General features: G+C 71.0%; 16 protein-coding genes. 6 read left to right on the plus strand and 10 right to left on the minus strand.

Annotation, left to right across the window (positions count from 1 at the left end; genetic code table 11):
- Positions 1-9: 9 nt before the first annotated feature.
- Entirely contained in the window at positions 10-1,302 is a 1,293-nt protein-coding gene (locus ACZ6NZ_RS24425; RefSeq protein ID WP_465860334.1) for a cytochrome P450, read from the minus strand.
- Between the two features lie 460 nt (positions 1,303-1,762).
- Positions 1,763-4,117: an AbfB domain-containing protein gene (locus ACZ6NZ_RS24430; RefSeq protein ID WP_465860335.1), complete on the minus strand. Its 2,355-nt coding sequence runs from the start codon at positions 4,115-4,117 to the stop codon at positions 1,763-1,765.
- Between the two features lie 255 nt (positions 4,118-4,372).
- On the opposite strand from ACZ6NZ_RS24430, the gene ACZ6NZ_RS24435 reads away from it, so the two are divergent.
- The 3 genes from ACZ6NZ_RS24435 (at position 4,373) to pdxY (ending at position 7,364) form a co-directional block, all read left to right on the plus strand.
- Positions 4,373-5,389, plus strand: a complete 1,017-nt coding sequence (locus ACZ6NZ_RS24435; protein ID WP_465860337.1) for a LacI family DNA-binding transcriptional regulator — start codon at positions 4,373-4,375, stop codon at positions 5,387-5,389.
- 151 nt (positions 5,390-5,540) lie between these two features.
- Positions 5,541-6,335, plus strand: coding sequence for a S1 family peptidase (locus tag ACZ6NZ_RS24440; RefSeq protein ID WP_465860338.1), 795 nt, complete (start codon positions 5,541-5,543; stop codon positions 6,333-6,335).
- 177 nt (positions 6,336-6,512) lie between these two features.
- Positions 6,513-7,364 (plus strand): pyridoxal kinase PdxY, encoded by an 852-nt coding sequence (gene pdxY, locus ACZ6NZ_RS24445; RefSeq protein ID WP_465860339.1) that lies wholly within the window; start codon positions 6,513-6,515, stop codon positions 7,362-7,364.
- Between the two features lie 84 nt (positions 7,365-7,448).
- Here the strand turns inward: pdxY and ACZ6NZ_RS24450 are convergent, their stop codons facing one another.
- From ACZ6NZ_RS24450 to ACZ6NZ_RS24480, 7 genes are all read right to left on the minus strand, one after another.
- Positions 7,449-7,781 (minus strand): putative quinol monooxygenase, encoded by a 333-nt coding sequence (locus tag ACZ6NZ_RS24450; RefSeq protein WP_366609521.1) that lies wholly within the window; start codon positions 7,779-7,781, stop codon positions 7,449-7,451.
- Between the two features lie 9 nt (positions 7,782-7,790).
- Positions 7,791-11,036: a helicase HerA domain-containing protein gene (locus ACZ6NZ_RS24455; protein ID WP_465860341.1), complete on the minus strand. Its 3,246-nt coding sequence runs from the start codon at positions 11,034-11,036 to the stop codon at positions 7,791-7,793.
- Complete coding sequence (locus tag ACZ6NZ_RS24460; RefSeq protein ID WP_465860342.1) at positions 11,033-11,740, minus strand: hypothetical protein; 708 nt, start codon at positions 11,738-11,740, stop codon at positions 11,033-11,035. The genes ACZ6NZ_RS24455 and ACZ6NZ_RS24460 overlap by 4 nt, the downstream gene beginning before the upstream one ends.
- Entirely contained in the window at positions 11,737-12,840 is a 1,104-nt protein-coding gene (locus ACZ6NZ_RS24465; protein ID WP_465860343.1) for an endonuclease domain-containing protein, read from the minus strand. Before ACZ6NZ_RS24465 ends, ACZ6NZ_RS24460 begins: the two co-directional genes overlap by 4 nt.
- 67 nt (positions 12,841-12,907) lie before the next feature.
- A complete protein-coding gene (locus ACZ6NZ_RS24470) occupies positions 12,908-14,326 on the minus strand; it encodes a WGR domain-containing protein (protein ID WP_465860345.1) in 1,419 nt (472 codons plus the stop codon).
- A 62-nt stretch (positions 14,327-14,388) separates the two neighbouring features.
- A complete protein-coding gene (locus ACZ6NZ_RS24475; RefSeq protein WP_465860347.1) occupies positions 14,389-15,348 on the minus strand; it encodes an acetamidase/formamidase family protein in 960 nt (319 codons plus the stop codon).
- A gap of 96 nt (positions 15,349-15,444) precedes the next feature.
- Positions 15,445-16,476, minus strand: coding sequence for a polysaccharide deacetylase family protein (locus ACZ6NZ_RS24480; protein ID WP_465860348.1), 1,032 nt, complete (start codon positions 16,474-16,476; stop codon positions 15,445-15,447).
- Positions 16,477-16,902: 426 nt separating this feature from the next.
- Between ACZ6NZ_RS24480 and ACZ6NZ_RS24485 the strand changes: the two genes are divergently transcribed.
- Entirely contained in the window at positions 16,903-17,982 is a 1,080-nt protein-coding gene (locus tag ACZ6NZ_RS24485) for a glycoside hydrolase family 19 protein (RefSeq protein ID WP_366609510.1), read from the plus strand.
- 274 nt (positions 17,983-18,256) lie between these two features.
- Entirely contained in the window at positions 18,257-23,866 is a 5,610-nt protein-coding gene (locus tag ACZ6NZ_RS24490; RefSeq protein WP_465860349.1) for a GH92 family glycosyl hydrolase, read from the plus strand.
- A gap of 77 nt (positions 23,867-23,943) precedes the next feature.
- Here ACZ6NZ_RS24490 and ACZ6NZ_RS24495 read toward each other — a convergent pair whose 3' ends face one another.
- A complete protein-coding gene (locus ACZ6NZ_RS24495; RefSeq protein WP_465860350.1) occupies positions 23,944-24,576 on the minus strand; it encodes a TetR/AcrR family transcriptional regulator in 633 nt (210 codons plus the stop codon).
- A 205-nt stretch (positions 24,577-24,781) separates the two neighbouring features.
- Here ACZ6NZ_RS24495 and ACZ6NZ_RS24500 point away from each other — a divergent pair, with 205 nt between their 5' ends.
- Positions 24,782-26,284: an MFS transporter gene (locus tag ACZ6NZ_RS24500; protein ID WP_366609506.1), complete on the plus strand. Its 1,503-nt coding sequence runs from the start codon at positions 24,782-24,784 to the stop codon at positions 26,282-26,284.
- Positions 26,285-26,333: the final 49 nt, after the last annotated feature.

The following is a 26,333-nucleotide window of genomic DNA, read 5'->3' on the forward strand; positions in this document are numbered from 1 at the left end:
AGTGCGCGCTCAGGCCGCGCGCACTTCGGCCGTCGCGGCGTTCCGTGACGCCGGCACGTCGGTGGCCGCCGGGACGTCGATTATCGCGAGCAGCGTGCGGTGCGCGCGAAACGCGACATTGGGTTTGTACGACCGATGTTGCTCCGGTGACAACCTCAGCTCGGGAATGGATTCGGCGAGCCGACTGAGGGCGATTCCGGCTTCAAGTCGCGCCAGTCCCGCGCCGATGCAGAAATGTGGACCGTGGCCGAACGACAGGTGATTGCCCACATCGGTCCGGTGTGGGTCGAACCGGTCCGGGTCATGGAACGCCGCCGCGTCCCGGTTCGCCGCGCCGATCAACAGCAGGCAACGCGCCCCGGCGGGGATCGTCACCGCCCCCACCGTGACATCGCGGGTGGTCACCCGCAGCCAGCCGTCGATGGCGGGCGCGAAGCGGAGCGTCTCGTCCACGAAGGCGGGGACGAGACCCGGGTCCGCGGTGATCGCCGCCCAGCGCTGGGGAGCGGACAGGGCCTGGTCGAGCGCGTGCGCGAGCAACCCGGCGGTGGTCTCGTGGCCGGCGACCAGGAGGTTGAAGGCAAGGCTCGCGACCTCGGGCACCGTCAGCACGCTGTCGTCGTCGTCCCGGTAGTCCAGGGCGCGGCTGATGAAGTCCTCGCCCCGGTGTCCACTGTCCACCCGCTGGCGGACCAGGTCCTCGCAGTAGTGCCAGAACTCGAGCAGGCCCTGGGCCAGGCGTACCTGCTCGGCCGGGTCCGGCTGCCCCCAGATGAGGGCTATCTGCCCGTCCGCCCAACTCCGGATCCGCCCGATGTCGGCGTCGGGCACCCCGAGGATGTCCAGGACCACCAGCAGGGGAAGCTCGGTCGCGAACTCGGCGATCAGGTCGACCTGGTCGCCCTGGCGGGCGGCGAGACGGGACACCAGCTGGTCGACCCGGCGTCGGATGATGGCGCCGTACTCTGCCTCGACCCGCTCGGCGGTGTTCGCGAAGGTCGCGCGTAGGGCCCGCCGGGTGCGCGGGTGCGCTGGTGGGTCCGCCGCGGCCGTCGTGGGTGGCGCGTCGATCTGCATGATGACGTTCAGCGCCGATGCAGACACCTCGTAGACCGGGGCGAGGGTGTGGGCGTTGGCGAAAGTCGTGGCGTCGGCGAGGGCCCGGCGGACGTCCGCGTGCCGGCTGATCAGCCACAGGCCCAGATCCTCGGCGTAGTGCACTCCGTCGGGATCGTCGAGAATGCGCCGCCACGTGCTGGCCGGATCGGCGAGATAGACCCCGGTAAACGGATTCAACCGCATGGAAAGCCTCCTGGTACACGCGGCGCGAAACCGGCAGCGCGCCCATTGGCGATCCACTTCAGCCTGGCCGATAATGGTGTGCATCTGCCTCTGGCTCTTTACGGTGCGCTGGTCGGACGTGCAAGTCAAGATTGGTTATCGTCTATTTATTGAGCGACATAATTGCGTGTTGCAACAGCGGAGTGAACCTGGCCGGATGCAAGTTGCGGCTCGGGCCTTGCCCTGAGGTCGACCCGGCCGGGCGGTGCAATCAACTCGCCGATTTCGCTCATGACCGGGGCAACGACCCCCGGGACGACGAGTGACGCCGGGACGGGTCACCGCCCGCTGCCGAAGACCCCGGCGCTGACCACATCGGCCGGCGGAGCCGGCCGCGCGACACCGCCCACGCCTGGCGGGGGTTCCGGTCCACGCCGGAACCCCCGCGTTTCTCTGTGACGGCCTGGTCAGCGGCGAGCGGTCAGGGTGCCCACGGGGCGGCGATGTCCCACGTGCTGTCGGCGGTCCACGACGTCGGGGTGTTGTACGCGTCGCCGCCGGCGCCGTTGCTCAGCCAGACCTCCGCGTTGTAGTGCCGCAGGTACCTACCTCGGAAGTTGTACGACTCCAGGGACACGCCGGTGCCGGTCAGCCCGGTGCGGGCGCACCAGGTGGCGTCGGCGCGCAGCAGCGCGGAGCCGTCGTCGGGCGAGTTGCGGACCCGGGAGTTCTGGTGGCGCAGGTACTGCCCGGGAAAGTTGACCGACTCGAACGAGAAGCAACCGGTACCGGCCAGACCGGGCCTGATGGTGTACGTGGCGTCGGCCTTGAGCAGGCCGGAGCTCGCGGCGTCGACCACCTCCGTGTAGGCCAGGCTGTCCTGGTGACGCAGGTAGCGGTTGGTGAATCCCGGCGTGGTCACCCGCACCGACCGGCGGGTGTTGACCGGCAGGGCGACGGGTGCCGAACTGCCGATGGTCTTCGAGGCGTTGATCAGGGCGGTGTTGGCGGCGCGTACCCGCGCCTGATCCATTTTGATCACCTGGCGGTCGTAGGTGAGGAACCCGTTCAGCTCACCCTCCAGGTCGGTGATCTCGGTGTAGATCGAGGCGCTGAGCCCCTTGCCGAGCATCAGGTTCTGGGTGCCCTGCACCAGCCCCACGTACCGGTCGGTGAGGGCGGTCGAACTGGACTGCCACTCGTAGGCGAAGAAGCTGCCGTTCGGGCTGTACTCGTGGCCCGGCGTGTGCAGGCCGAGGCCGCCGAACTCGCCGAGCACCGCGATCCGGCTGCTCGACGGTACCGGGGAGTCCGGGCCGAGGTAGATGTGCCAGTCGTCGATGTCGCCGTTGCCTGGGTTGCCGAGCGACTGGCAGCAGTTGTGGCCGCTGTGCGGGTTGACCAGACGGGTCGGGTCCTGGTTCTTGATGTTCTGCGCGACCCGCCGGGTGTCGGCGAGGGACCGCTCACCCCAGCCCTCGTTGTAGGGCGTGTACGCGATCACGGCGGGTGAGCTGCGGTGCTCGTCGACGATCTCGCGTGCCTCGGCCTCGAACTGTGCCTGCTGGGCGTCGGTGGGGTCGACGTTCTGCGCGGTCAGCGACGGGATGTCCTGCCAGACCAGCAGGCCGAGCCGGTCGGCGTGGTAGAACCAGCGCTGCGGCTCGACCTTGATGTGCTTGCGCACCATGTTGAAGCCCAGGTCCTTGTGCTTCTGCAGGTCGAAGGCGAGGGCGGCGTCGGTCGGCGCGGTGTAGAGCCCGTCCGGCCAGTAGCCCTGGTCGAGGGTGCCGACCTGGAACACGAACTGGCCGTTGAGCTTGGGGCGCAGCACCCCGTTGACCAGGCCGGTGGTGATCTCCCGCATCCCGAAGTAGTGGGTCGTCCGGTCCACTGTGGCCCCGGCGGCGTTGCGCAGCGTCACCCGGAGGTTGTAGAGGAACGGGTCGTCGGGTGACCAGCGGCGGGCGTTGGGCACCGGCACGCTGAAGTCGGTGAAGCCGCCGGTGGCCGAGCCCACCACCGTGGTGCCGTTCAGCGCCTCGGCGAGCACGCTGTGGCCGCTCACGTCGCCCCGGGTGAAGACCCGCACCCGCAGGGTGTTGTTGCCCAGGTTGGGGTAGACGTCCACGCTGCTGATCGAGGCGGTGGGCACCGGCTCCAACCACACCGTCTGCCAGATGCCGGAGCTGGGGGTGTAGAAGATCCCGCTGGGTGTCTTGGTCTGCTTGCCGATGGCGGGCAGGCTGCCGTTCTGCCGGGTGTCGGTGGGGTCCCAGACCTTGACGACGATCTCGTTCGTCCCGGCGGTGAGCTGGGGCGTCACGTCGAAGGTGAAGGCGTCGTAGCCGCCGGTGTGCGCGCCGACGCGGACACCGTTGACCCAGACGGTGCTCTGCCAGTCGACGGCGCCGAAGTGCAGCAGGGTGCGTCGACCCGACCAGTTCGCCGGGATGGTGACGGTGCGTCGGTAGAACAGGTAGTTGCGGTTGTCGTTGGCGGCCCGCTGGATGCCGGACAGCGCGCTCTCCACCGGGAACGGCACGTTGACCCGCTCGGGCAGGTTGGTGCCGAACTGCGGCGCGTCGTCGGTCGTCGACTGGCGTAGCTGCCACTCGCCGTTGAGGTTGAGCCAGTCCGGCCGCGTCATCTGGGGTCGCGGGTACTCGGGCAGTGGGGTGCCGGTCAGGGCCTGACTGGTCCAGGGGGTGGTCAGTGGTGGCGTCTTGGCCGGTGCGGCGTACGCCGACGAGGTGGGCGCGGTGAGGACGCCGGCGATCAGGGTGAGGATGAGCAGCAGTGGCAGGGCGGGGCGGATGGGGACGTGACGTGTCATGCCGTCTCCGGGGGGCGAGTCGCCGCGGGCGGTGCAGCCAGGCCCGAAGCGCGTGGGTGGTGGGCGTCGGGTGGTCATTGACGGGGGACGGGCGTCAGCGACGGATGCCGGTGTGATCTCCGCGCGCCAAAGGCGACGGAAATATTGACATCCATCATCACCTGTATAACGTTATAGAGCCGCGTCGACCCTCCCGTCAATGCTTGTTCATCACTGTCCGGTCGGCCCGGCCGTCGAATTCGCGAAAGGTTGGGGATGGGCGTCAACCTGAAGGACATCGCCCAGCGCGCCGGCGTCTCGCTGGCCACGGTCTCCAACGTGGTGAACGGGTACCGGCCGGTGGGGGAGCGGACCCGACAACGGGTGCAGCAGGCGATCGACGAACTCGGCTACAGCCCGAACCTCGGTGCCCGGCATCTCCGTCGGGGCCGAACCGGCCTGATCGCCCTCGCTGTCCCGGAACTGACCAACCCGTACTTCGCCGAACTCGCCGAGGTCGCCATCGCCGAGGCCGCCGTGCTCGGCTACACGCTCGTCATGGAGAACACCGCGGCGGACCGGGGAGCGGAGCTGGCGCTCCTCGACGGCTCACGGCAGCGCATCATCGACGGCCTGATCCTCAGTCCGGTGCGCATCGGCCGGGAGGAGGTGCTGGCCCGGACGGTCGGCAACCCACTCGTGCTGATCGGCGAGGGCGTCTACGACGTGCCACACGACCACATCGCCATCGACAACGTCGCCGCCAGCCACGCGGCGATCCGGCACCTCGTGGCGATCGGCCGCCGCCGGATCGCGTTCATCGGGGCCACCCCGGGAGGTGACCGGCAGTCGGCCCACCTGCGGGTCCGGGGTTACCGGGAGGCCCTGGCGGCCGCCGGCCTGCCGTACCGACAACGGCTGGTGGCCCGCACCGAGGCGTTCGGTCGCCTCGACGGCATGCGCGCCATGCGTGACCTGCTCACTCTCGGCGACCCGCCGGACGCGGTGTTCGGTTACAACGACCTGGTCGCCATCGGCGCGTTGCGGGCGCTGGCCGAGGCCGGTCACCGGGTGCCCGAGGACGTCGCGGTGGTCGGAATCGACGACATCGAGGAGGGACGGTTCACTGCCCCGACCCTCACCACGATCGCCCCCGACAAGAGGGAGATCGGCCGTCTCGCGGTGCGCCGCCTCGTCGCCCGCATCGAGGGCGCGCAGGTCGCGGGGCCGCTGACCGTGCAGACACCGTTCCGGCTTCTCCGCCGGGAGAGCACCGGCACGCCGGACGTCTGACCGCCGGTGGCCCGCACGCCGTGCGAGATCCATACCGCCGGTGGTACGACCCAGAGAGGATGACCCGCTAGATCCATAAACCTCAATATGATGACCGCTATCTCGACTGCGGTGCGCTCACGAGGCGTGCCATCCTGATGCGGAGGAATGCATGGTTCGCTGGCGTACCCTCACTGGCCTGCTGGCCACCGCGTTGGCCGCGGTGACCGCGGCCAGCCTCACCCTCACCGCGCCGGCCGCCGCGGCCGACAGCCCCATGACGCCGAACGTCGTCGGTGGCACCCGCGCCGCTCAGGGCGAGTTCCCGTTCATGGTCCGTCTCTCGATGGGCTGCGGCGGGGCGCTCTACAGCCCCCGGTTGGTGCTCACCGCGGCGCACTGCGTGGGCGCGACCGGCACCAACACCAGCATCACCGCGACGCTCGGGGCGGTAGACCTCCAGTCGTCCAGCCGGATCACCGTCCGGTCCAACTACGTCTACCGGGCCCCCGGCTACAACGGCGCCGGCCGCGACTGGGCGCTGATCCGGCTGGCCAGCCCCGTCACCGGACTGAGCACGCTGCCGATCGCCAGCACCACCGCGTACGACAGCGGCACCTTCACCGTCGCCGGCTGGGGCGCCGCGCGCGAGGGCGGTGGCCAGCAGCGCTACCTGCTCAAGGCGACGGTGCCGTTCGTCAGCGACTCCACCTGCAACGCCAACTACGGCGGCGATCTCATCCCCGCCCAGGAGATCTGCGCCGGCTATGCCAGCGGCGGAACGGACACCTGCCAGGGCGACTCGGGCGGCCCGATGTTCCGCCGCGACGCCTCCAACGCCTGGATCCAGGTCGGCATCGTCAGCTGGGGCAACGGCTGCGCCCGGCCCAACTACCCGGGTGTCTACACCCAGGTGAGCTACTTCGCCTCGTCCATCGCCTCGGCCGCGGCGAGCCTCGGCGGCTGACCGTACGACGGGACGGCCGCCCAGCGCGGCGGCCGCCCCGCCACCGCTCGGGCGGCCCGGACGGCACGGTCCGGGTCGCCCGTTCGTGGCGTCCCGACGCGCGGGGGGCGAGTGGGCCACCCGACAGAAACGGCGGGCCGTCGGTGCGCCTCCGGTCGCAGCGGCGATGATGGGCCGGTGAAGATCCTGTCCATCCAGTCGTCGGTCGCCTACGGTCACGTCGGCAACTCGGCGGCGGCCTTTCCGCTGCAACGCCTCGGGCACGAGGTCTGGCCGGTCCTGACCGTGCACTTCTCCAACCACACCGGCTACGGCGCGTGGCGGGGCCCACTGCTCCCGGCGGCGGACGTGGCCGAGGTGATCGCGGGCATCGAGGACCGCGGGGTCCTCGGCAGCGCCGACGCGGTGCTCTCCGGCTACCAGGGCGACCCGGCCGTGGGCGCGGTGATCCTCGACGCGGTGGCGACGGTGAAGGCGACCAACCCGGCCGCGGTGTACTGCTGCGACCCGGTGATGGGCGACGCCGGCCGCGGCATGTTCGTCCGGCCGGGAATTCCGGAGTACCTACGGGACACCGTCGTGCCCCGTGCGGACATCATCACGCCGAACCACTTCGAGCTGGACTTCCTCGCCGGTCGCACCACGAACTCGCTCGCCGAGGTGCTGGACGCGGTCGACGTGGTGCGGGCGACCGGGCCACGGCACGTCCTGGTCACCAGCGTGCTCCACGGGGACCTGCCCCCGGACTCGCTGGAGGTGGTGGCGGTCTCCGACGAGGGGGCCTGGGCGGTGACCACGCCGCTGCTGCCGATCAACCCCAACGGTGGCGGCGACGTCACCGCGGCGCTGTACCTCGCCCACCTGTGGACGACCGGCTCACCCGCGACCGCGCTGGAACGCACCATCGCCTCCGTCTACGCCGTCCTCGAGGCCACTCTCGCGGCGGGCACCCGGGAGATCCAGCTGATCGCGGCGCAGGACGTGATCGCCGACCCGCCGGCCCGGTTCACCGCCCGCCGGCTGCGCTGACGGCGGATCCCGGACCGGCTGCGCTGACGGCCGGTCCCGGACCGGCTGCGTCGCCGACAGTCGCGGGCCGCTGAGCGGTGGCGGTCAGCGACCCTCGGGAACGGCCATCTCGCCGAGCAGCGACCAGTCCTCCTGCGGCACCGAGGCGTTCACGATCCGCGGGGTCTCGGCCAGGTACGGCGGCAGGGTCTCCTGGGCCGTGCGGAAATGCGCCGACTGCACGTGAGCCCCGCCGGCCTGGTCGTCGCGGAACGCCTCGACCAGCACGTACTCGGTGGGATCGTCGACGCTGCGGGACCAGTCGAACCACAGGCAGCCCGGCTCCGACCGGGTCGCCTCGGTGAACTCGGCGGCGATCTGCGGCCACCGGTCGGCGTGCTCGGCCAGGACCCGGAACTTCGCGGTAATGAAGATCATGGCCCCAGGCTACCCAGCCGGGCGGGCCCGGGCGACGACCTCCTCGGGTGTCAACGGCGCCTTCGGGTGGTGCGTCAGGCACAGCGGGGTACGGACCTTCACGAACGAGAACCCCTCCCCGGCGGCATAGAACTCGCCACTGTTGAGCAGGCCGATGTCCGGCAGCCGCCCGCCCTTGGCCTCGGCGAGCTGGCGGGCCGCGTCGATCTGCGCCGGCGCGTTGAGCAGCCCGAAGAACTGCGTCGTCGCGTTGCCGGAGATCTGGTTGTGCAGACCCTTGGGCGCCTGGGTGGCGAAGACCAGCCCGAGCCCGTACTTGCGGGCCTGCGAGGCCAGCGCGATCGAACTGGCGGTGCAGGCGGTGGTGCCGGTCGAGGGCGCGAGCGTCTGTGCCTCGTCCATCACGAACAGCCCGCCCAGCGGCCGGTCACCGGCGGGGTGCCGCTTGATCCACGCGAAGAGCGCCATCTGCAACTGGTTGACGAAGCTCTGTCGCTCCTGGTCGGAGGTGAGGCCGACGAAGCTGATCACCGAAACCCGGGCCCGTCGCCCCGCCGACGGCGTCAGCAGCAGCCCCGGGTCGGCCGGCGCGCCGACCCCGCCGAAGAGCGGATCGGTGACCATCGCCGCCTTGAGCGCCTCAGCCAACTCCTCGGCGAGCTTCCCGGCGCGGGCCAGCCGACTGACCCCCTCGGGCAGATCGGTGAGGAACTCGGTGAAGCCGGGCAGGCCGACCATCCCGCTGCGCGCGTACGCCTGGAGGGCCTCGGTGAGGACGGCCTTGCCCTGCTGGGCGAGCCGGCCGGAGCGGTCCACGCCCGCCCGCGGCGCGAGCGCCTCCACGGCCGAGCGCACGGCCTGGTCGAACTCGTCGGGCCAGTCCCGCAGGGAGGTGAAGTCGGGCAGCGGCTGGAAGCTCAGCGGCCGACCGGCGGTGACCCGGGGCGTCCACACCACCACCTCGGTGTGTGCGAGGTAGTCGGCGGCGCGTTCGGCGTCGCCGGGGCCCCAGCCGCCCGGCGGGTCGGGCCACGGGTCGCCGAGCCGGGCCAGGTCGTTGTTGGGGTCGAGCACGATCGCGGAGACCCCCTCGCGGGCGCACTCCTCGACCAGCCGGCGGATCAGCACGGTCTTGCCCGAGCCGGACCCGGCGAACACGACGGCGTGGCGACGCAGCGACTCCAGGTCCACCGTGAAGGGATGGGCGCCGTCGACGGTCCGCCCCAGCCCGACCGCGCGAGCGCCCTCGCCGTCGACGGGGTCGGCCTGGTCAGCGGGGACGGGCAGCCCGACCGCCGCACCGGACACATCGGCGGGAGCGTCGGCTTCCGACACCTGCGACGGGTCGGCTTCGGGGCCACCGGACGGTGGCTCGTCGTCGGGCGTCGGCGGCTGGGCACCGCCGCGCGTCCCGTCGGGCCCGGGCAGGACCGCGCGGAACAGGTCGGTGCCGCTGGCCGGACGGCGGGCCAGCAGCCACTCCTGCAGGGCCGCGGACGGTTCGCCCGCCATCACCCGCAGCGCCGCGAAGACCCGCAGGTCCGCCTCCGACACGGCACACCGCAGGCCGCCGGCCGCGTCGAAGCCGGTCAACACCTCCGTCGTACGCTTCCCGGTCGGCCACGGACCGTTGCGCAGCAGGATCAGCCGCCGTTGTGGCAGGTCCCGGTCCAACCCGGCCAGGGTGCAGGCGGCCTTGACCCGGGCGGTGACGGCGATGGCATTGGGGTGAGCGATGGCCCGGAAGCACCAGTGCGCCTCGTTCTCGGTGGCCTCGTCGAGCACCTCGATGAGCCGCCCGTGCAGCGCGGGCTTACGGCCGGGCGGCGGATCGTACTTGTAGGTGGCGCCGGTCGGCGCCTGCTCGGCGATCCAGGCGGCGAGGCCGGCCGCGAGCAGCGGCGGCATGTGCTCGTCCTCGCCCGTCGGGTCCACCGCGGCCGACACGTCCGCGGCCTCGACCAGTTCGGCGAACCGTGCGTCCAACTCGTGCAGGCGGCGCTCGTCCGTCGTCGGATCGGTGGAGACGCCACGGACGGCGCTGACGGTCGGCGTCGAGTCGACACCGTCGATGAGCCGATCCAGCTCGATCACGTCGTCGCGATCACGGCACCAGGCGATGTGGCGGTCCACCCGGCGGAGCAGGGCGCGTGGCGTCAGGGTGGGCGCGTCGGCGAAGGCGGCGGGGGCGATCGGCCAGGTGGGGTGCGGTGGCCCGAAGTACATGCCCGCGTAGGCGGCGGCGAGGCGCTTCGCCACGATGGCCTGCCCGATCTCCGGAGTGGGAATCCGGTCCGGCAGGGTCGCCGTACGGAAGCGGTCAGCGACCGGGGTGGGCGCGGCGCGGGTCATCAGCACCCAGGTGTCCGGCAGGCACGAGACGACGACCAGCGTGCGGCGGGTGATGTCGCGGAGCTTGAGCAAGCCGTCGGCGATCGGGCCGAGCATCCTGGCCTGGCCGTCCTCCAGACCCTGATGCTGGTTGAGCAGTGAGGTGCTGGTCTGGGCGAACAGCGTGTCGAGCTGGTCCACGGCGATGACCGTGGGGTCCAGGGTCAGGGCCATCAGCCGGGAGATGTCCTGTACGACCTGCTGGGGGGTGCGGATCGCGGCGCTCAACCCCCACGCCGCCCGTGCGGCCGGGTCACCCGGTTCGGAGATCAGGTGGGCGTAGCCGACGTCCTGGGCCTCGAAGTCGATGGCGCCGTGCAGGACGAGCGCCCGAGCGGTGTCCTGGGCGTCCCGCCCGACCTCCCGATCACGCTCGCGCAGCGCCCAGATGAAGGTGTCGAGCTGCGCACGGGTCACCGGTCGGGTGCCGGCGACCGCGTCGCGTACCTCCACCGGTAGGCCGAGCTGGGGGGTGAGTCGACGCAGGAAGGTCTTCAACTGGGTGCCCCAGCCGACGTGGGGGCGGCCCATCCCCTCCACCATGGCCAGGGCCACGCTCTCCCAGAACGTCTTGCCACTGACCATGTCGACCAGGAAGAAGTAGCCGCCGTCGCCCTGGATCCGTTCGCGGACCGCCCCGAGCAGGTGCGTCTTGCCGGCACCCGCGCGGCCCTGCATGGCCACGCCGAGCGGCATGCTCGTGTCGTCGGTGCGGGCCCGCGCCACCCCGCGCAGGATCTCCGCGGCCACCTTCTCGTGCAGCTCCGGCACGTTGTGTGGGCTGGGTCGCCAGACGTCGTCCGGGGTGACCGCCGGGTTGAGACTGACCGCGTCCAGCGCGACCCGCTGGTCCTCCGAGATCATGCCGGGCCGATCGCCAGGGCGTGGTTGTCCTCGTTCCCGATGCGCACGGCCGCAGCCCGGTCCCGTGCGGTCAGTGACTTGGTGTTCGCCACCGGGATGATGCGGACGTCATCCTGGCCGACCATCGCCCGCAACGCCGCGTCGAGGGCGGCCCGGTCGGTGTCGGCGAGTCGGTCACGGACGTCGGCGAGGCCGACCCACGCGCCCGGAGCGGTGGCCAGATCCCGGTACGCCGAGCGGACCAGCGCCTCCACCTCCGCCGGTGCCGCCGGTGCGGCCTTCGCCGCTGTCACAGTGGGGGCCGGTGCTTCGGGTCGTGGCTCGCTGGGGGCGGCCGTCGCCCCGGTCTGCTTGAAGAAGTCCCCGTGGCTGACCCGGAGCCGGTCCAGCGAACGGTGCAGGTTGGACAGAACGACGAAGAGGGAACGGGTCGTCGAGCCACCCGCCTTCGGCGGCGGGGCGGTGTGCAGCTGACGTGCCACCCGCCAGCCCTGCTCGGTCAGCTCGTGGGCGAACGGCCGGTGGGTCCGATCGGTGTCGACCAGGCCCAGGTCGACGAGCTTCGCGTTGTCCTTGCCGGTCAGTGTGAAACCGGCCAGCTCTTTCAGCTCGACGTTGGTGAGTCGGCGTGCCTCGACCATCAGCACCACGAGGGCGTTGATCTGGTTCGGCGTCAGGTGCGGGACGTCCGCCGGGCTCGTCATGATGTCTCATCTCCGTGGGGGTGCGTGCCGCCCGCGCGTCGCCGGGCCAGCAGCCGACGGATCCCGTCGACCACCGCCGGCGCGTCGGTGAGCACCTGCTCGTTGGTGAAGCGGAGCACGTCCAGCCCGAGGAGTTGCAGCTGCACGTCTCTCCGCCGGTCGTTGGCGAAAGCGATTCGCCCACGATGCTCCGGGCCGTCCACCTCGACCGCAAGACCCTCCGTGGGCCAAAACAGATCCAGTCGGTACGCCGTGGCCAGGACGTGCCACTCGTAGGTCTGGTTCCACCGCCGGCCCCGCGCCCAGTCGTGCGGCGCGAGCGCGCGTTCCAACGCCTGTTCGGCGGGGCTGTCACCGCGAGGTACGCCGGCGATCGGTGGCCAGGCCAGCACCGCCGAGTCCGGCTCGGCGGCGGTGACCGGGAAAAGTTCGGTAGCGCCGGTCAGACCGGTGAACCGTGCCGGCACCGGCATCGGCACCGCGCGCACCCGGTCGGCGTGACGCAACGGCCCGCCGGCCAACCACACGGTGAAGCCACCGTGGCGCACGAACCACTCGGCAGCGGCCACCAGCGTCCGCTCGGCGTCGGCGTCCAGGTCCGGCAGGGCCACGACCAGCACGCAGCTCTCCCGGTCGTACGCGCCGGAGATCACCCGGGCGAGCCCGGCCGCGCGTACCCCCGGGGCGAAGCGGGACCGGCACGCGGGGTGGCGCGGGCCGCGCAGCCCTCGCTCGGCGAGGTCGGCCAGGAACGGGCCGAAGTGCCGGGAGTGGGCGGCGGTACGGGCCGCGAGTGCCCGCACCGCCGCCACCCCGAGCGTGCCCCCACTGTCGAGATGGTCGGCCCCCGTCAGCCAGCGGGGGAACATCGCGAGGGCGACGGTGTCCAGTTGGTCGAGCAAAGTGTCCACGAGGTCACCGAGAGGACCCGTCACCGTGGGCCGGTAGTGCACGATCGCGGGGGCTGCCGGGGGCAACGGGTCGAGCGCCACCCGCAGCAGTTCCGGGTCGATGCCCGGCAGGTGACTGACTCGCCCCGTCGGCGGGGCAGCCCACCAGGCCGCGTTGGCGTCGCCGTCGGCCCGGACGGGGTGTGCCATGGCGGCACCCTACGACAGCGACGGGCGCGGCCGGGGACCCTCGGTGGCGAGGCGGTGCCCCCGCCGCTCAGCGCAGCCGGCGGATGTCGCCGTAGGCGCGGTAGTAACCACCGCGGCTGGACTCGCGCACCTCGGTCACCAGGTAGCGGGCACCCGGCTCGCGAATGCCCTTGGGGAACTGCACGGACCAGTCCCGCCGGTAGCCGTCGGAGAGCACCTGGACCCGCAGCCGCCCCCGATCGTCACGGCACTGCACGACAACGCCCGCGCCCGAGTCGCTGGTCACCTCGACGATCGTCGGTTGCGCCGGCTGGGGCGCCTGGCGGGGTGCCTTGATGTCGCGTACCTCGGGCACGTTTCCGGCCTGCGCCGCGCGGATCGCCGGCTCGCTGGCGTCGATGCAGGCCAGATGGCCGCCGGTGGTGACGACGTAGAGCCGGTCGTCGTGGTACTGCATCGAGTACGCCGAGCCGCAGCCGGTGCCGAGCTTCCACAGCCGGGTGCCCGCCGCGTCGAAGCAGTAGATCGAGGACTGGCTGTCACCGGCGAAGACGTACTCCCCGCCCTCGGCGGTGGCGCAGGAGAAGACCGGGGCGTCGCAGCGGTAGGTGCGTTCGAGCCGCCCCGACTTGGACAGCCGCACCACCTCGCGGGTGCCCGTCCCGGCGAACACACTGCCGTGCTCCTGCCAGCCGAAGAGCACCGAACCGGTGCTGGTGTGCCACAGTTCGCTGCCGGTACGCCACTCGTAGCCGGTCACGCCCTGCGAGTGGCCGTGGTAGATGGCGTCGTCGTCGCACCGCACCATCCAGGCCGAACGGCCGCGACCGGGGCGACGCCACAGGAACTCGTCCTCGTGGTCCACGGCGGTGATCCCGCCGTCGGCGTCGGAGACGCCGAGCACGCCGTCGTGGATGTCCAACCAGTAGATGTCGATCTCCGGAGCGATCGCGTACGCCACGCGGGGCACCTTGCCGGACAGGTCGTAGACGTTGCCGTCGTCGCAGCCGGCGTAGATCCAGGCGTCGTCGGCGACGATGCACTTGACCCCGTCGGGAAGGCGGACCTGGCTGCGCACCTGGGCGTTGTGGTCGAGCGTGGTGATGACGCCGTGCTCGTTGCCGACCATGCAGTGCCGCCCGTCGACGAAGATGCCGAAGGCGGGGGCGCCGGAGTCGTAGCGCCAGAGCACCGGGGCGGTGTGGGCGGTGGAGCGGGTGCTGACGATCTGCCGCCGCGACACCGTGCGCTTCTGCCGGACACCGGGGACCGCCGGCGCGTAGCCCTTGCGGACCTTCTCTCCGATCTTCTTCGCCGCGGCGGCCCGGGCCCGGGCATTGTCCGGATAGGCACTCGCCTTGACCTGCCCCTGGTCGCCGATCCGGCCGTAGCGCACCGTCAGCGTGGCGTTGTCGACGATGACCTCGTAGAACTTGTGCGCACCGTCCACTTCGGACAGTTCGAGGTAGGTCGTCTCCTGGGACATGGGGGGCCTCCGAGGGTCAGCGAGCGGCGCGATCCGGCCGGCGCGGCGACAGTGACCTCACGTTAACGGCGACCCCCGACAGAACCGGCGTCCGGCCAGCGCAGCGCGTCGTCGCGGAGCACCGCGTGCGCGCCGACGCTCTGGTTGACGATCTGCGTCACCCGCACGTCGACCGCGATGCTGGCCAGCGCCACCGCGTCCGGGCGGCTGAGGCCGTGCAGTCGCTGCATCAGGGTCAGCATCGAGTCCAGGGCGGTGAACGTGGCGTCGTCGAGGGTGGCGCCGACGCCCATGGTCAGCCACGCGTCGGGGGTACGGGCCACCGGTCCGGTGACCGGAAAGTCGTCGCGTACGTCGAGGGTCAGCGTCACCTCGTCCATCGGACACTCGATCGCGGTGCCGCCGACCTCGCCGTCACCCTGTGCGGCGTGTCCGTCCCCGACGGAGAAGAGCGCGTCGTCCACCGGGATCGGCAGCAGGAGGGTGCTGCCGGCGGTGAGGTCCCGGCAGTCCAGATTGCCGCCCCACGGGCGCGGTGGGGTCGTCGAGTGCGGCCCCGGCTCCGCGGGCGGCATGCCGAGCACTCCCATGAAGGGTCGCAGCGCAACCGTGTGTCCGTGCTGGTTGCGGCCGGTCATCGTGGCCGGGTCCAGCGTCCAGGCGTGCACCACCTGGTGATCCTGCACGCCGTAGTGCTTGTTGAACTCGCTCGGCCAGCCGCCGGCCACCGTGGTTCCCCAGCGGCCCGGGACGACCGCGTCGATGCGTACCACGAGGGTCTGACCAGCGCGCGCACCGCGGACCGCGACCGGACCGATCAGCGCGTGTCCGTCATCGGGGCGGTGCTGCGGCACCCGGGGCCGGTCCCGGTTCGCCCCGCCGGGGTACGGGCCGGCGGACCACCAGCAGTCCAGGGTGCGACAGGTGACGGTGTCGCCGGGGTCGATGGTGAGCACGGGCGGAAGATCGGGGGAGAAGTGGCCGTGCAGGCTGTCCTTCCCCGGAGTGAGGATGTGTCGCATCAGTGCAGGCTAGTGGCAGTTGGTCCGCGTGCCGGATCGCCAGGTGCGCGGTGGGTGCCGGGCGCACCCACCGCGCACGACTCAACCTGGGCGATGTCAACCCGAGGTGCAGGAGCGGATCTGTGGGCGGGCGCTGCTGTTGCCGTTGGTCATCGTGGTGAAGCCGAAGGTGTTGCCGCTGCCGTTGGACCGCATGGTCATGACTGTCCCGCTGCTGTCCCAGGTGGCGGTGCCGTTCCAGACGGTGGAGACCCGCTGCGGCGAGGTGAGGGCCACGACCACGGTCCACGTGGTGGCGCCGCTGACCGTCACCGACGTGTTGTACCTGTCGCCCCAGACGTTGGGGGTGGTGGCGGTCGCGGTGCAGGTGCCGCCGGAGGGCGGCGGGGTGGTCGGCGGCGGGGTGGTCGGCGGGGTCGTGCCGTCGGGCGCGACCGCGCGGCCGGTGGACGGCGAGATCATGCCGGGGCACAGGTTGCGGCTGGTCAGGTTGGCCATGATCTGGGGGATGGCGTCGCGGGTGTTCTGGATCCCGTCGTGCATCAGGATGACCTGACCGGCCTGGAGTCGGCTCGCGTTGGACACGATCTGGCTGACGCTGGCGCCGTTCCAGTCCTGCGAGTCCACGTCCCAGAGGATCTGGCGCATGCCCAGCGACGACGCCACCGACTGCAGGGTGGAGTTGGTCTCGCCGTACGGGGGCCGGAACAGCACCGGCCGGCTGCCGGTCGCCGACTGGATCGCCGAGCTGGTCTGGGACAGGTCCGACTGCATCTGGGACTGGCTCATCGAGGTCATGTGGGCGTGGTTCCAGCTGTGGTTGGCGACCCACATGCCGGCGGCCACCTGTGCCTGTGCGGCCGACCTGTTGTTCTGGACGTTCTGCCCCACGTTGAACATCGTGGCCCGTACGCCGTTGTTGCGCAGCACGGTGAGCAGCGCGTTGGTGCTGCCGGTCGGGCCGTCGTCGAAGGTGAGGCCGACGTAGCCGTTGCAGGTGGCGGCGCTCGACGGGGTCGAGGTGGCGGCGAGGACGACGCCGCACATGGCGACCGCGGTGGCGAGGACGGCGAGCGCCGCGCGCAACCGCCTCGACCACAGGGCCGTGCGGGGGAGGAGTCGGCTCATCTGGTGCCCCTTCTCGCAGACCCGGACGGCGGACGGCGCAGTCCGGACAGGTGTGGTGGTGGGTGGATCGCGGCCTGCTGTCGCATCGACCTCAGTGGATCGGAGTATTACAGCGAGAATTCGAACACGTCAACAACTTCCGGAATCACTCCGGAACAGCGCAGGGCGGCTTGTGGGGCGGGCGCATGCCGTGGCCAGTTGGGACGTCGTTCAGGTCGATCTGCCGCCGAGTCCATCGACGCCGATCGCAGCGCGGGAGAGCAGCATGATCCGGAAATTCATCGGAAGTATCGGCCGCGTGCCACGGCGTTGTGGTCGGCTGAGGGGGCCAATTAGTAAAGATTGTGAACAGAAGATGTTACAGTCACTCGTGTCGATATCCGGCTCGGATTTCGGCCCCTGGAGCCCCGAGAAGGGAGCAACCACATGACAAGACTCCGCGCGCTGGTCGCGCTGGCGGCGCTGATCGTCGCCGGCGGACTGGTCGCGATCATCCCGGCCACCGCCGCGTCGGCGGCGGCCTGCTCAGCGTCGTGGCAGGCCTCGGCCGTCTACTGGGGAGACGCCCAGGTCTCCCACAACGGCCGCAACTACCGGGCGAAGTGGTGGACCCAGAACGAGGCCCCGCCGGGCACGACCGGCGTCTGGGAGGACCTCGGCGCGTGCGGAGGCGGCACCACGCCGCCCACCGGGGGGACCTGCGCCTACCCGAACTGGGCCGCCGGAACGTGGTACGCCACCGGGGCGATCGTGCGGTACACCAACGGCCTCTACTACATCGCCGAGCACGACAATCCCGGGTACGACCCCGTTGTCAGCACCTGGTACTGGGAGCCGTACACCTGTGGTGGTCAACCACCGACCACCCCGCCGCCCACCAACCCGGGGGGCTTCGTGGTCACCGAGGCCCAGTTCAACCAGATGTTCCCGGGTCGCAACTCCTTCTACACCTACTCCGGTCTCGTCGCCGCGCTCAGCGCCTACCCGGCGTTCGCGAAGAGCGGCAGTGCCACCGTCCAGCGGCAGGAGGCGGCCGCCTTCCTGGCGAACGTCTACCACGAGACCGGCGGGCTCGTGCACATCGTCGAGCAGAACACCGCCAACTACCCGCACTACTGCGACCCCGGCCAGCCCTACGGGTGTCCCGCCGGGCAGGCCGCCTACTACGGGCGGGGGCCGATCCAGCTCAGTTGGAACTTCAACTACAACGCCGCGGGCAACGCGCTCAACCTGCCACTGCTGACCAACCCGTGGCTGGTGCAGACCGACGCCGCGGTGGCCTGGAAGACCGGTATCTGGTACTGGATGACCCAGAACGGGCCGGGCACCATGACCGCCCACAATGCGATGGTCAACGGCGCCGGGTTCGGTCAGACCATCCGCAGCATCAACGGCTCGATCGAGTGCAACGGCGGAAACCCCGCCCAGGTGCAGAGCCGCGTCACCCGATACCAGCAGTTCGTCGGCATCCTCGGCGTGTCCGCCGGAGCCAACCTCTACTGCTGATCCGTGCCCGGGCCTCGACGTACGTCATCCGGCGGCGTCGAGGCCCGGTACGTCGGCGGCCGGGCCCCCAGTGCGGGCGGTCGCGGTTTCCGCGCGGCCGACCCGTTGACACGGCCGTGCTGCGCCCGGAACTATCAGCGGCAGTCCACAGCCCGGCTCCCGTTGCTCACGCACTCTCATGACAACGATGTCAGGGCTCGGCCCACCACCCGCTCCACACTGCCCAGACGTTCGACGTACTCGACCCGGTTCGAGTCGAAAGGCTCCGTCCCTCATGTCGCACACCCCCCTTGCGCGTCCACTCTCGCGCCGCCTGATCGCGGCGACGACAACCGCCCTGCTACCGCTGGGCCTGCTCGTCGCCGCGCCCCTGGCGAACGCCGCCCCCGCCACCCCCGGCACCTTCACCTCATCCTTCGAGGCCGCCGACCCGCAGCCCGCCACCAGCACCGTCGAGATCGGCCCGAACGGAAAGCCCGTCCAGGCCAACCTCAGCGGCAAGGTCGCCACCCTCCCCGGCAGCCTGCTCGCCCAGGTCAGCGCCGTGACCGCGAGCGACGAGAACACGCCGCGCGAGGTCGCCGCGAACCTCGCCGACGACGACCCGTCGACCAAGTGGCTCGTGTTCGCGTCCACCGGCTGGGTGACCTACCAGCTCGCCAAGCCGGCGACAGTGCGGCGTTACTCGCTGACCACTGCCAACGACGCGCCGACCCGCGACCCGAAGGACTTCGTCGTCCAGGGGTCGAACGACGGCACCACCTGGACCGACCTGGACAAGCGCGCCGGCGAGAAGTTCAGCGGACGTTTCGCCACCAACACGTACAGCTTCACCAACCCGAACACCTACGGCTTCTACCGGCTCAACGTCACCGCGAACTCCGGTGACTCGCTCGTGCAGCTCGCCGACTGGAACATCAGCGACGGCTCCGACGTCCGCCCGCCGGCCACCCCGATGGTCAGCGAGGCGACCGCCGGCCCGAACGGCGGCTACACCACGAAGCCGGACGTCGGGTTCACCGGACTGGCCGCGCTGCGCTATTCCGGCGGCGCCGAGGGCAACGGCCGGTCGTACGCGACCAACAAGCTCTTCGACGTCAGCATCCCGGTCGGGCCGAAGACCCGCCTGTCGTACAAGATCTTCCCCGAGTTCACCGGCGGGGACGGCCGGTACCCGTCCACCTACACCGCCGTCGACCTGCGCTTCACCGACGGCAGCTACCTGAGTGGCCGCTCGGCCGCCGACCAACACGGCTACCCGCTCACCGGCGCCGGTCAGGGCGCCTCGAAGGTGCTCTTCGCCGACCAGTGGAACGTGGTGCAGGCCGACCTGGGCACCGTCGCGCGCGGCAAGACGATCGACCGCATCCTGCTCGCGTACGACAACCCGCAGGCCACCGGGGAGACCCGGTTCCAGGGTTGGCTCGACGACATCGAGCTGACGGCCGCGCCGGCGTCGATCGACGGCTCGACGCTCACCAACTACGTCGACACCCGGCGGGGCACCAACTCGACGGGCGGCTTCTCGCGCGGCAACAACCTGCCGATCACCGCCGTACCGAACGGGTTCAACTTCTTCACCCCGGTGACCGACGCGACCTCCGACTCCTGGGAGTACGAGTACCACCGGAAGAACAACGAGGCCAACCTGCCCATGCTCCAGGGCCTCGCGATCTCCCACGAGCCCAGCCCCTGGATGGGTGACCGCAACCAGATGTCGGTCATGCCGGTCGTCGGTGGCGGGTCGCTCACCGGTCAGCCGGCAGGTCGTGCGCTCGCCTTCACCCACGACGACGAGACGGCACAGCCGGACCTCTACCGGGTCACGCTCCAGAACGGCCTGATCGCGGAGATGTCGCCCACCGACCACGCGGGGATCATGCGGTTCACCTTCCCCACCGGGCAGCCGACCGGAAGCCTCGTCTTCCACAACGGCACGTTCACCATCGGCACGGACGGCACGTTCACCGGTTGGGTCGAGAACGGCAGCGGCCTGTCGGCCGGTCGGAGCCGGATGTTCGTCTCCGGCACCTTCGACCGGGCGCCGACGGCGTCCGCCGCGACCTCGGCCACCTTCGACATCGCCGGATCGAGGGAGGTGACGATGCGCCTCGCCACGTCGTTCCTCTCCGTCGACCAGGCCCGCCGCAACCTCGACCTTGAGGTCACCGGCAAGAGCTTCGACCAGATCCACGCCGCCGCGACGGCCGCCTGGAAGGACCGGCTCGGCCGGGTCGAGGTGCGGGGCGCCACCGAGGCGCAACTGGTCACCATGTACTCGAACCTGTACCGGCTGAACCTCTACCCGAACTCGCAGTCGGAGAACACCGGCACCGCCGCCGCGCCGCGCTGGCAGTACGCGAGCCCGGTCTCGGCGCCGACCGGCGCGTCGACCCCCACCCGGACCGGCGCGAAGATCGTCGACGGGCAGATCTACGTCAACAACGGCTTCTGGGACACCTACCGCACCGTGTGGCCCGCCTACGCGCTGCTGTACCCGGACGTCGCCGCGAAGATCTCCGACGGGTTCGTCCAGCACTACCGTGACGGCGGCTGGATCGCCCGCTGGTCGTCCCCCGGCTACGCCGACCTGATGACCGGCACCAGCGCGAACGTGGCACTGGCCCAGGCGTACCTCACCGGGGTCAAGCTGCCCGACCCGCTCGCCGCGTACGACGCGGCCGTCAAGGACGCGACCGTCGCGTCCGGGCGCAGCGCGGTCGGGCGCAAGGGCATCGAGAGCTCCCTGTTCCTCGGCTACACGCCGACGTCCACCGGGGAGTCGGTGTCCTGGGCGCTGGAGGGCTACATCAACGACTTCGGCATCGGCACCATGGGCGCGGCGCTGGCCAAGGACCCGGCCACGCCGAAGTCGGAGCGTGCCCGGCTCACCGAGGAGTCGCGCTACTTCCTGGAGCGGGCCCGCAACTACGTCCACCTCTTCGACCCGAAGACGAAGCTCTTCCAGGGCCGCGACGCCGCCGGCAACTTCCTCGCCGGTGACCCGCTGGACTGGGGTGGCGTCTACACCGAGACCAACGGGTGGAACTTCGCGTTCACCGCCCAGCAGGACGGCCAGGGCCTGATCAACCTGTACGGCGGGCAGAAGGCGCTGCGGGACAAGCTCGACGCGTTCTTCACGACTCCGGAGAACGCCGACCGTCCCGGTGGGTACGGCGGCGTCATCCACGAGATGCTCGAAGCGCGCGCGGTACGGATGGGTCAGCTCGGCATGAGCAACCAGCCGTCGCACCACATCCCGTACATGTACAACGTGGCGGGCGCGCCCGCCAGGACCCAGGAGACGGTGCGGGAGATCCTGCGGCGACTCTACGTCGGCAGTGAGATCGGCCAGGGCTACCTGGGCGACGAGGACAACGGCGAGATGTCGTCGTGGTACATCCTCAGCTCGCTGGGCATCTACCCGTTGCAGGCCGGGTCGTCCGAGTGGGCGATCGGCTCGCCGCAGTTCACCAGGATGACCGTGCGCCGCAGCAGCGGCGACATCGTCGTCAACGCGCCGAACAACAGCGCGGCGAACATCTACGTGCAGGGCGTGTCGGTCAACGGCAAGAAGCAGCGCGGCCTGTCCCTGGACGTCGCGACGCTCGCCAAGGGCGGCACCATCGACTTCCAGATGGGATCCAAGCCGTCGTCGTGGGGCACTGGCAAGAACGACGCCCCGCCGTCGCTCACCAAGGGTGACGAGGCGCCGAAGCCGTTGCAGGACGTCACCGGCCCCGGTCTCGGCACCGCGACCGCGACCGGCGGTCAGGACGCGTCGAAGCTGTTCGACGACTCGTCGACCACGCAGCTGACCTTCGCCTCGGCGACCCCGCAGATCACCTGGGCCTTCCGTGGTGGCAAGCAGAAGCCGAAGTACTACACGGTCACGTCCGGGGCCGCTGCCGGCGATCCGGCGGACTGGCGTCTGCAGGGCTCCAACGACGGCCTCACCTGGACCACCGTGGACTCCCGCAGCGGTCAGGTGTTCCCGTGGCGTAACCAGACCCGCCCGTACTCGATCGACAAGCCCGGACGGTTCGCGCAGTTCCGCCTCGCCGTCGCGAAGACCGTCGGCGCCGCGCAGACCACCCTCGCCGAGGTTGAGCTGCTGGCCGGGGGAGACCTCGACCTCGGGGGCGGTGACATCACCGTCACCGCGGCGGACGGCGTGCACGCGAGCACCGGCGCACCCGTCTCGGTGCCGCTGGCCACCGTCACCGGCGGCGACGCCGGCGGCTACCGGGCCACCATCGACTGGGGCGACGGCACGCCGGCCACCGAGGGCACCGTGACGTTGAGCTCGCGGGCCGTCTACCGCATCGGTGGGTCGCACACCTACACCACGCCCGGCTACCACCAGGCGACCGTCACGGTGACCGACGGCGAGACCCAGAGCGCCACGACGGTCGGCGTCGAGGTGGCGTACGCCCCGGCCTCCGGTCTCACCGCCGCCTTCGACAGCGTCTGCGTCGGCGACGAAGGGGCCCTGGCCGCGGACTGTGACGCCAAGTCCTGGGCGTACTCCCGGGCCGCCCTGGCGGCCGGTGGTGCCAGCCAGGGCCAGGCCCAGCAGGTGCCCGGAACGGCGCTGCGGTTCACCCTGCCGGTGATCCCGGCCGGGCAGCCGGACAACGCCACCGGCAACGGGGCGACGGTCGTCCTCGACCTTCCGCACGACGCGACGAGCATCTCCTTCATCGGTGCCGGAACGCAGGGCAACCAGAGCACCACCGGCACGGCGACGTTCAGCGACGGCAGCACGGCCAGCATCCCGATCCAGTTGAGTGACTGGACGCTGGGCGGCAACGCCAACGGCACCCCGTCCTACGGCAACATCGTCGTCACCCGGACGGCGTACCGGTTGCAGGGCACGAGCCGCGACGCCGCCCAGCCGTTCCTCTTCGCCACCGCGCCGTACCAGATCCCGGCGGGCAAGACGCTGGTGTCGGTGACCCTGCCGACGCAGACCGGTGACCCTCGCTCGGCGGGTCGGATCCACGTGTTCGCCGTGGCCAACGACGGCACGCCCGCCCCGGCGCTGACGACCGCCGCCCCGAAGAGCCAGACGGCCACCGCCGGCCAGGCCCTCGCGGCGAACCTCGGTGCGGTGGCCGGCGGCGTTCCCGGTACGACGGGCTACCGTGCCCGCGTCCAGTGGGGTGACGGCACGGTTCCGGACGACGTGACGATCGGCGCGTCGGGTGCGATGAGCGGCCAGCACACCTACGCACGGGAGGGCACCTACACGGTGCGCGTCACCGCGTGGGACACGGTGTCGAGCAGCACCGAATCCTTCACCGTGACCGTGGCTCGGAGCGGATCGCAGCCGGCGATCGCGCTGTCCTCGTCCGGCGCCGTCACCACCGGCGGCGCGATCACCGTCACCGGCAGCGGTTTCGCCGCCGGCGAGCAGGTGACCGTCAACGTCGGGACCGACCCGGCCCGTACCGTGAAGGTCGCGGCCTCCGCGACGGGAACGGTCCGCGTTTCGGTGCCGACCGCCGGTGACGCGCAACCCGGTCGGTACGCCGTGACCGCGACGGGCGCGTCCTCGCGTACGCCGGCCACGGCCACCGTCCAGGTCACCGGGGAGCCGCAGGCGCGGACCTACCAGCCCCGGGTGTCGCTGTTGACCACCTCGGGTCCGCGCGGCACGTCGATCATGGTCGACGGTTCCGGGTTCGCGCCGAACGAGGTGGTCACGATCGCCTTCGGGACGGGACTGGCGGTCAGCACCGTGCGCGCGAACGGTGACGGCGTCATCTCCGGCGCGACGGTCAGCGTTTCTGGCCCGGCGAAGGCGGGCGCGACCAGCGTCACGCTGAACGGCGCCACGTCGGGCACCACGGTGTCCCGACCGTTCACCGTCACCGGCTAGCACCGAGGCGGGGACAACGCAGTGTGGGGCGGGCCGTGGTGACGGCCCGCCCCACGCGCTACCGCAGTGACCAGCGCTCAGTGCGGTGGCAGCAGCGCGTCGACCAGGTCGCGCAGCGGCCCGACCAGGTCATGCTCGGTGGCTGAACTCAGCGGTTCCAGCCGGATCGACGACCGCAGCACCGCGACTCCGATGCCGGCGGCGAGGGCCATCTGGGCGCGCAGCAGGAGCTGGTGGCTGTCCGGTTCGCCAGGACGCCACCCGCGAGCCGCTGCGAGTTGTTCGCTGGAGCGGACCAGCACACCACGCCGGATCTCGTCGGCCCGCGCGTCCCCGGAGGACCGCAACAGCAGTGCGAGCTGGCTCGACAGGCCCGCCGCGCCGAGCCCGGCGATGTGCCGGGCGATGGCCTCGGGCACCCGGTCGGCGGGCGTCTGACCGGTGGTTCGACCCAGTTCGTCGCCTGCGGCGCGCAGGCACGCCTCGAACAGGCCCTCCTTGGACGTGAAGTAGCGGCTGATGAGCGCCACGTTGACGCCCGCGTCGTCGGCGATGTCCCGGACGGTGGTGGCCGCGTAGCCGTCCCGGGCGAAGCGTTGGCGGGCGGCGTCGAGCAGCAACTGCCGGGTCTCGGCCGCGTCCCGACGGCGACGCTGGGCCGGTTCGTCGGCGGTGTCGCCGGTCGCGGGGACGGGCGGTTCTGCTGTCACGACGCGTCCTTCCTGTCGTTCGGGCGCGGGTGGGTTGCCGGCCACCCGGCCGCTCGGTCGAACCCAGCAAGTAAACATATGTTGACTTTGCGTGGACCGCAAGGTCCGCTACGGGTTCAGAGTGACGTAAACGACTGTTGACATGAGTGCCGAGCAGCGCATACTGGCTAAGTCAGCAGACGTTTACATCTAGTTCGAGGATCTCATGACCCACACCATCGAGGAGTCGACGGACCTCGACTTCGCGTCCGGCGCCGCCCCGCGCGCCAACAGCGGTCTCCTGGTGCTGTACCTGTCGCTGGGCGGCCTGGCGTTCGCGGTGCTCCAGTCGCTGGTGGCGCCCGCGCTGTCGACCATCGGAAGGGAACTGGGCGTCTCGACCGGAGACATCAGTTGGGTGCTCACGGCGTACCTGTTGGCCGCCTCGGTGTTGACGCCCATTCTCGGACGTCTCGGTGACATGATCGGCAAGCGCCGGGTCCTCATCGGCGTCCTCGCCGCCCTCGCCGCGGGCACCCTGCTCGCCGCCCTGGCCCCCAACCTGACCGTGCTGATCGTCGCGCGGGCGCTCCAGGGAGCCGCCGGAGCGATCCTGCCGCTGTCGATCGGCATCGTCCGCGACCAACTGCCCCGGGAGAAGGTCGGCGTCACCGTCGGCCTGCTGTCGGCGATCTTCGGGGTCGGCGCCGGTGTCGGCATCGTGGCCGCGGGCCCGATCGTGGAGCACCTGTCCTGGCACTGGCTGTTCTGGCTGCCACTGGTCCTCGTCGTCGTCGCGCTGCTCGGAACCATCTTCGGGATGCCCGAGTCTCGGGTCCGCACGCCCGGACGGCTCGACATGCTCGGCGCGGCCATCCTGTCGGTGTCGCTGGTCTCGCTGCTGCTGGCCGTGAGCAAGGGACAGGGCTGGGGCTGGACCGAGCCGAAGACCATCGGCCTTTTCCTGCTCGGCGTGGTCGCGATGGTGGTGTTCGTCCGTGTCGAGCTACGGGTACGCGAGCCGCTCATCGACATGCGCCTGATGCGGATCCGCGGCGTCTGGGCCACCGACCTCGTCGCCCTGATCCTCGGCTTCGCGATGTTCGGAACGTTCGTGCTGGTGCCGACCCTGCTGCAACTCCCCGCAGCCACCGGGTACGGGTTCGGCAAGACGGTGTCCCAGGCGGGCCTGTTCCTGCTGCCAACCGTCCTGATGATGGTGGTCTTCGGTCCCCTCGCGGGTCTGCTGGACCGACGCTTCGGCCCCAAGGTGCCGATGTTCCTCGGCACGGTCGCGGTCGTCGTCGCGTTCGTGCTGCCGGCGCTCGCGCACGGCGCGACCTGGCAGGTGCTGCTCTCCGGGGTGCTCACCGGCGCCGGCATCGGCCTGGCGTTCGCGGCGATGTCCAACGCCATCATCGAGAGCGTCCCGGCCGGGCAGACCGGCGAGGCGAGCGGCGTCAACACCATCGCCCGCACCATCGGCAGCAGCATCGGCGCGGCGGTCGTGGCAGCCGTCATCACCTCGAACAGCACTCCCCAGGGGCTACCCACCGACACGGCGTTCACCGCCGGCTTCTGGGTGTGCGCTGGCGTGGCGGTCCTGGCCGTCTTCGCGGCACTCGCCCTGCCCTCGGCGCGCCGCCGCCACGAACAGGCCGTCGCCGCCGGTGTCGACGACCTCCCGCCCGAGCCGGTGGAGCTGCGCCTGCCCACCCGGCAGCACTGAGCAGGCGGCTGACACCCGCAGGCCGTGCCCACGATGAGTGGGCACGGCC

This window comes from Micromonospora sp. NPDC047756 (assembly GCF_055587245.1).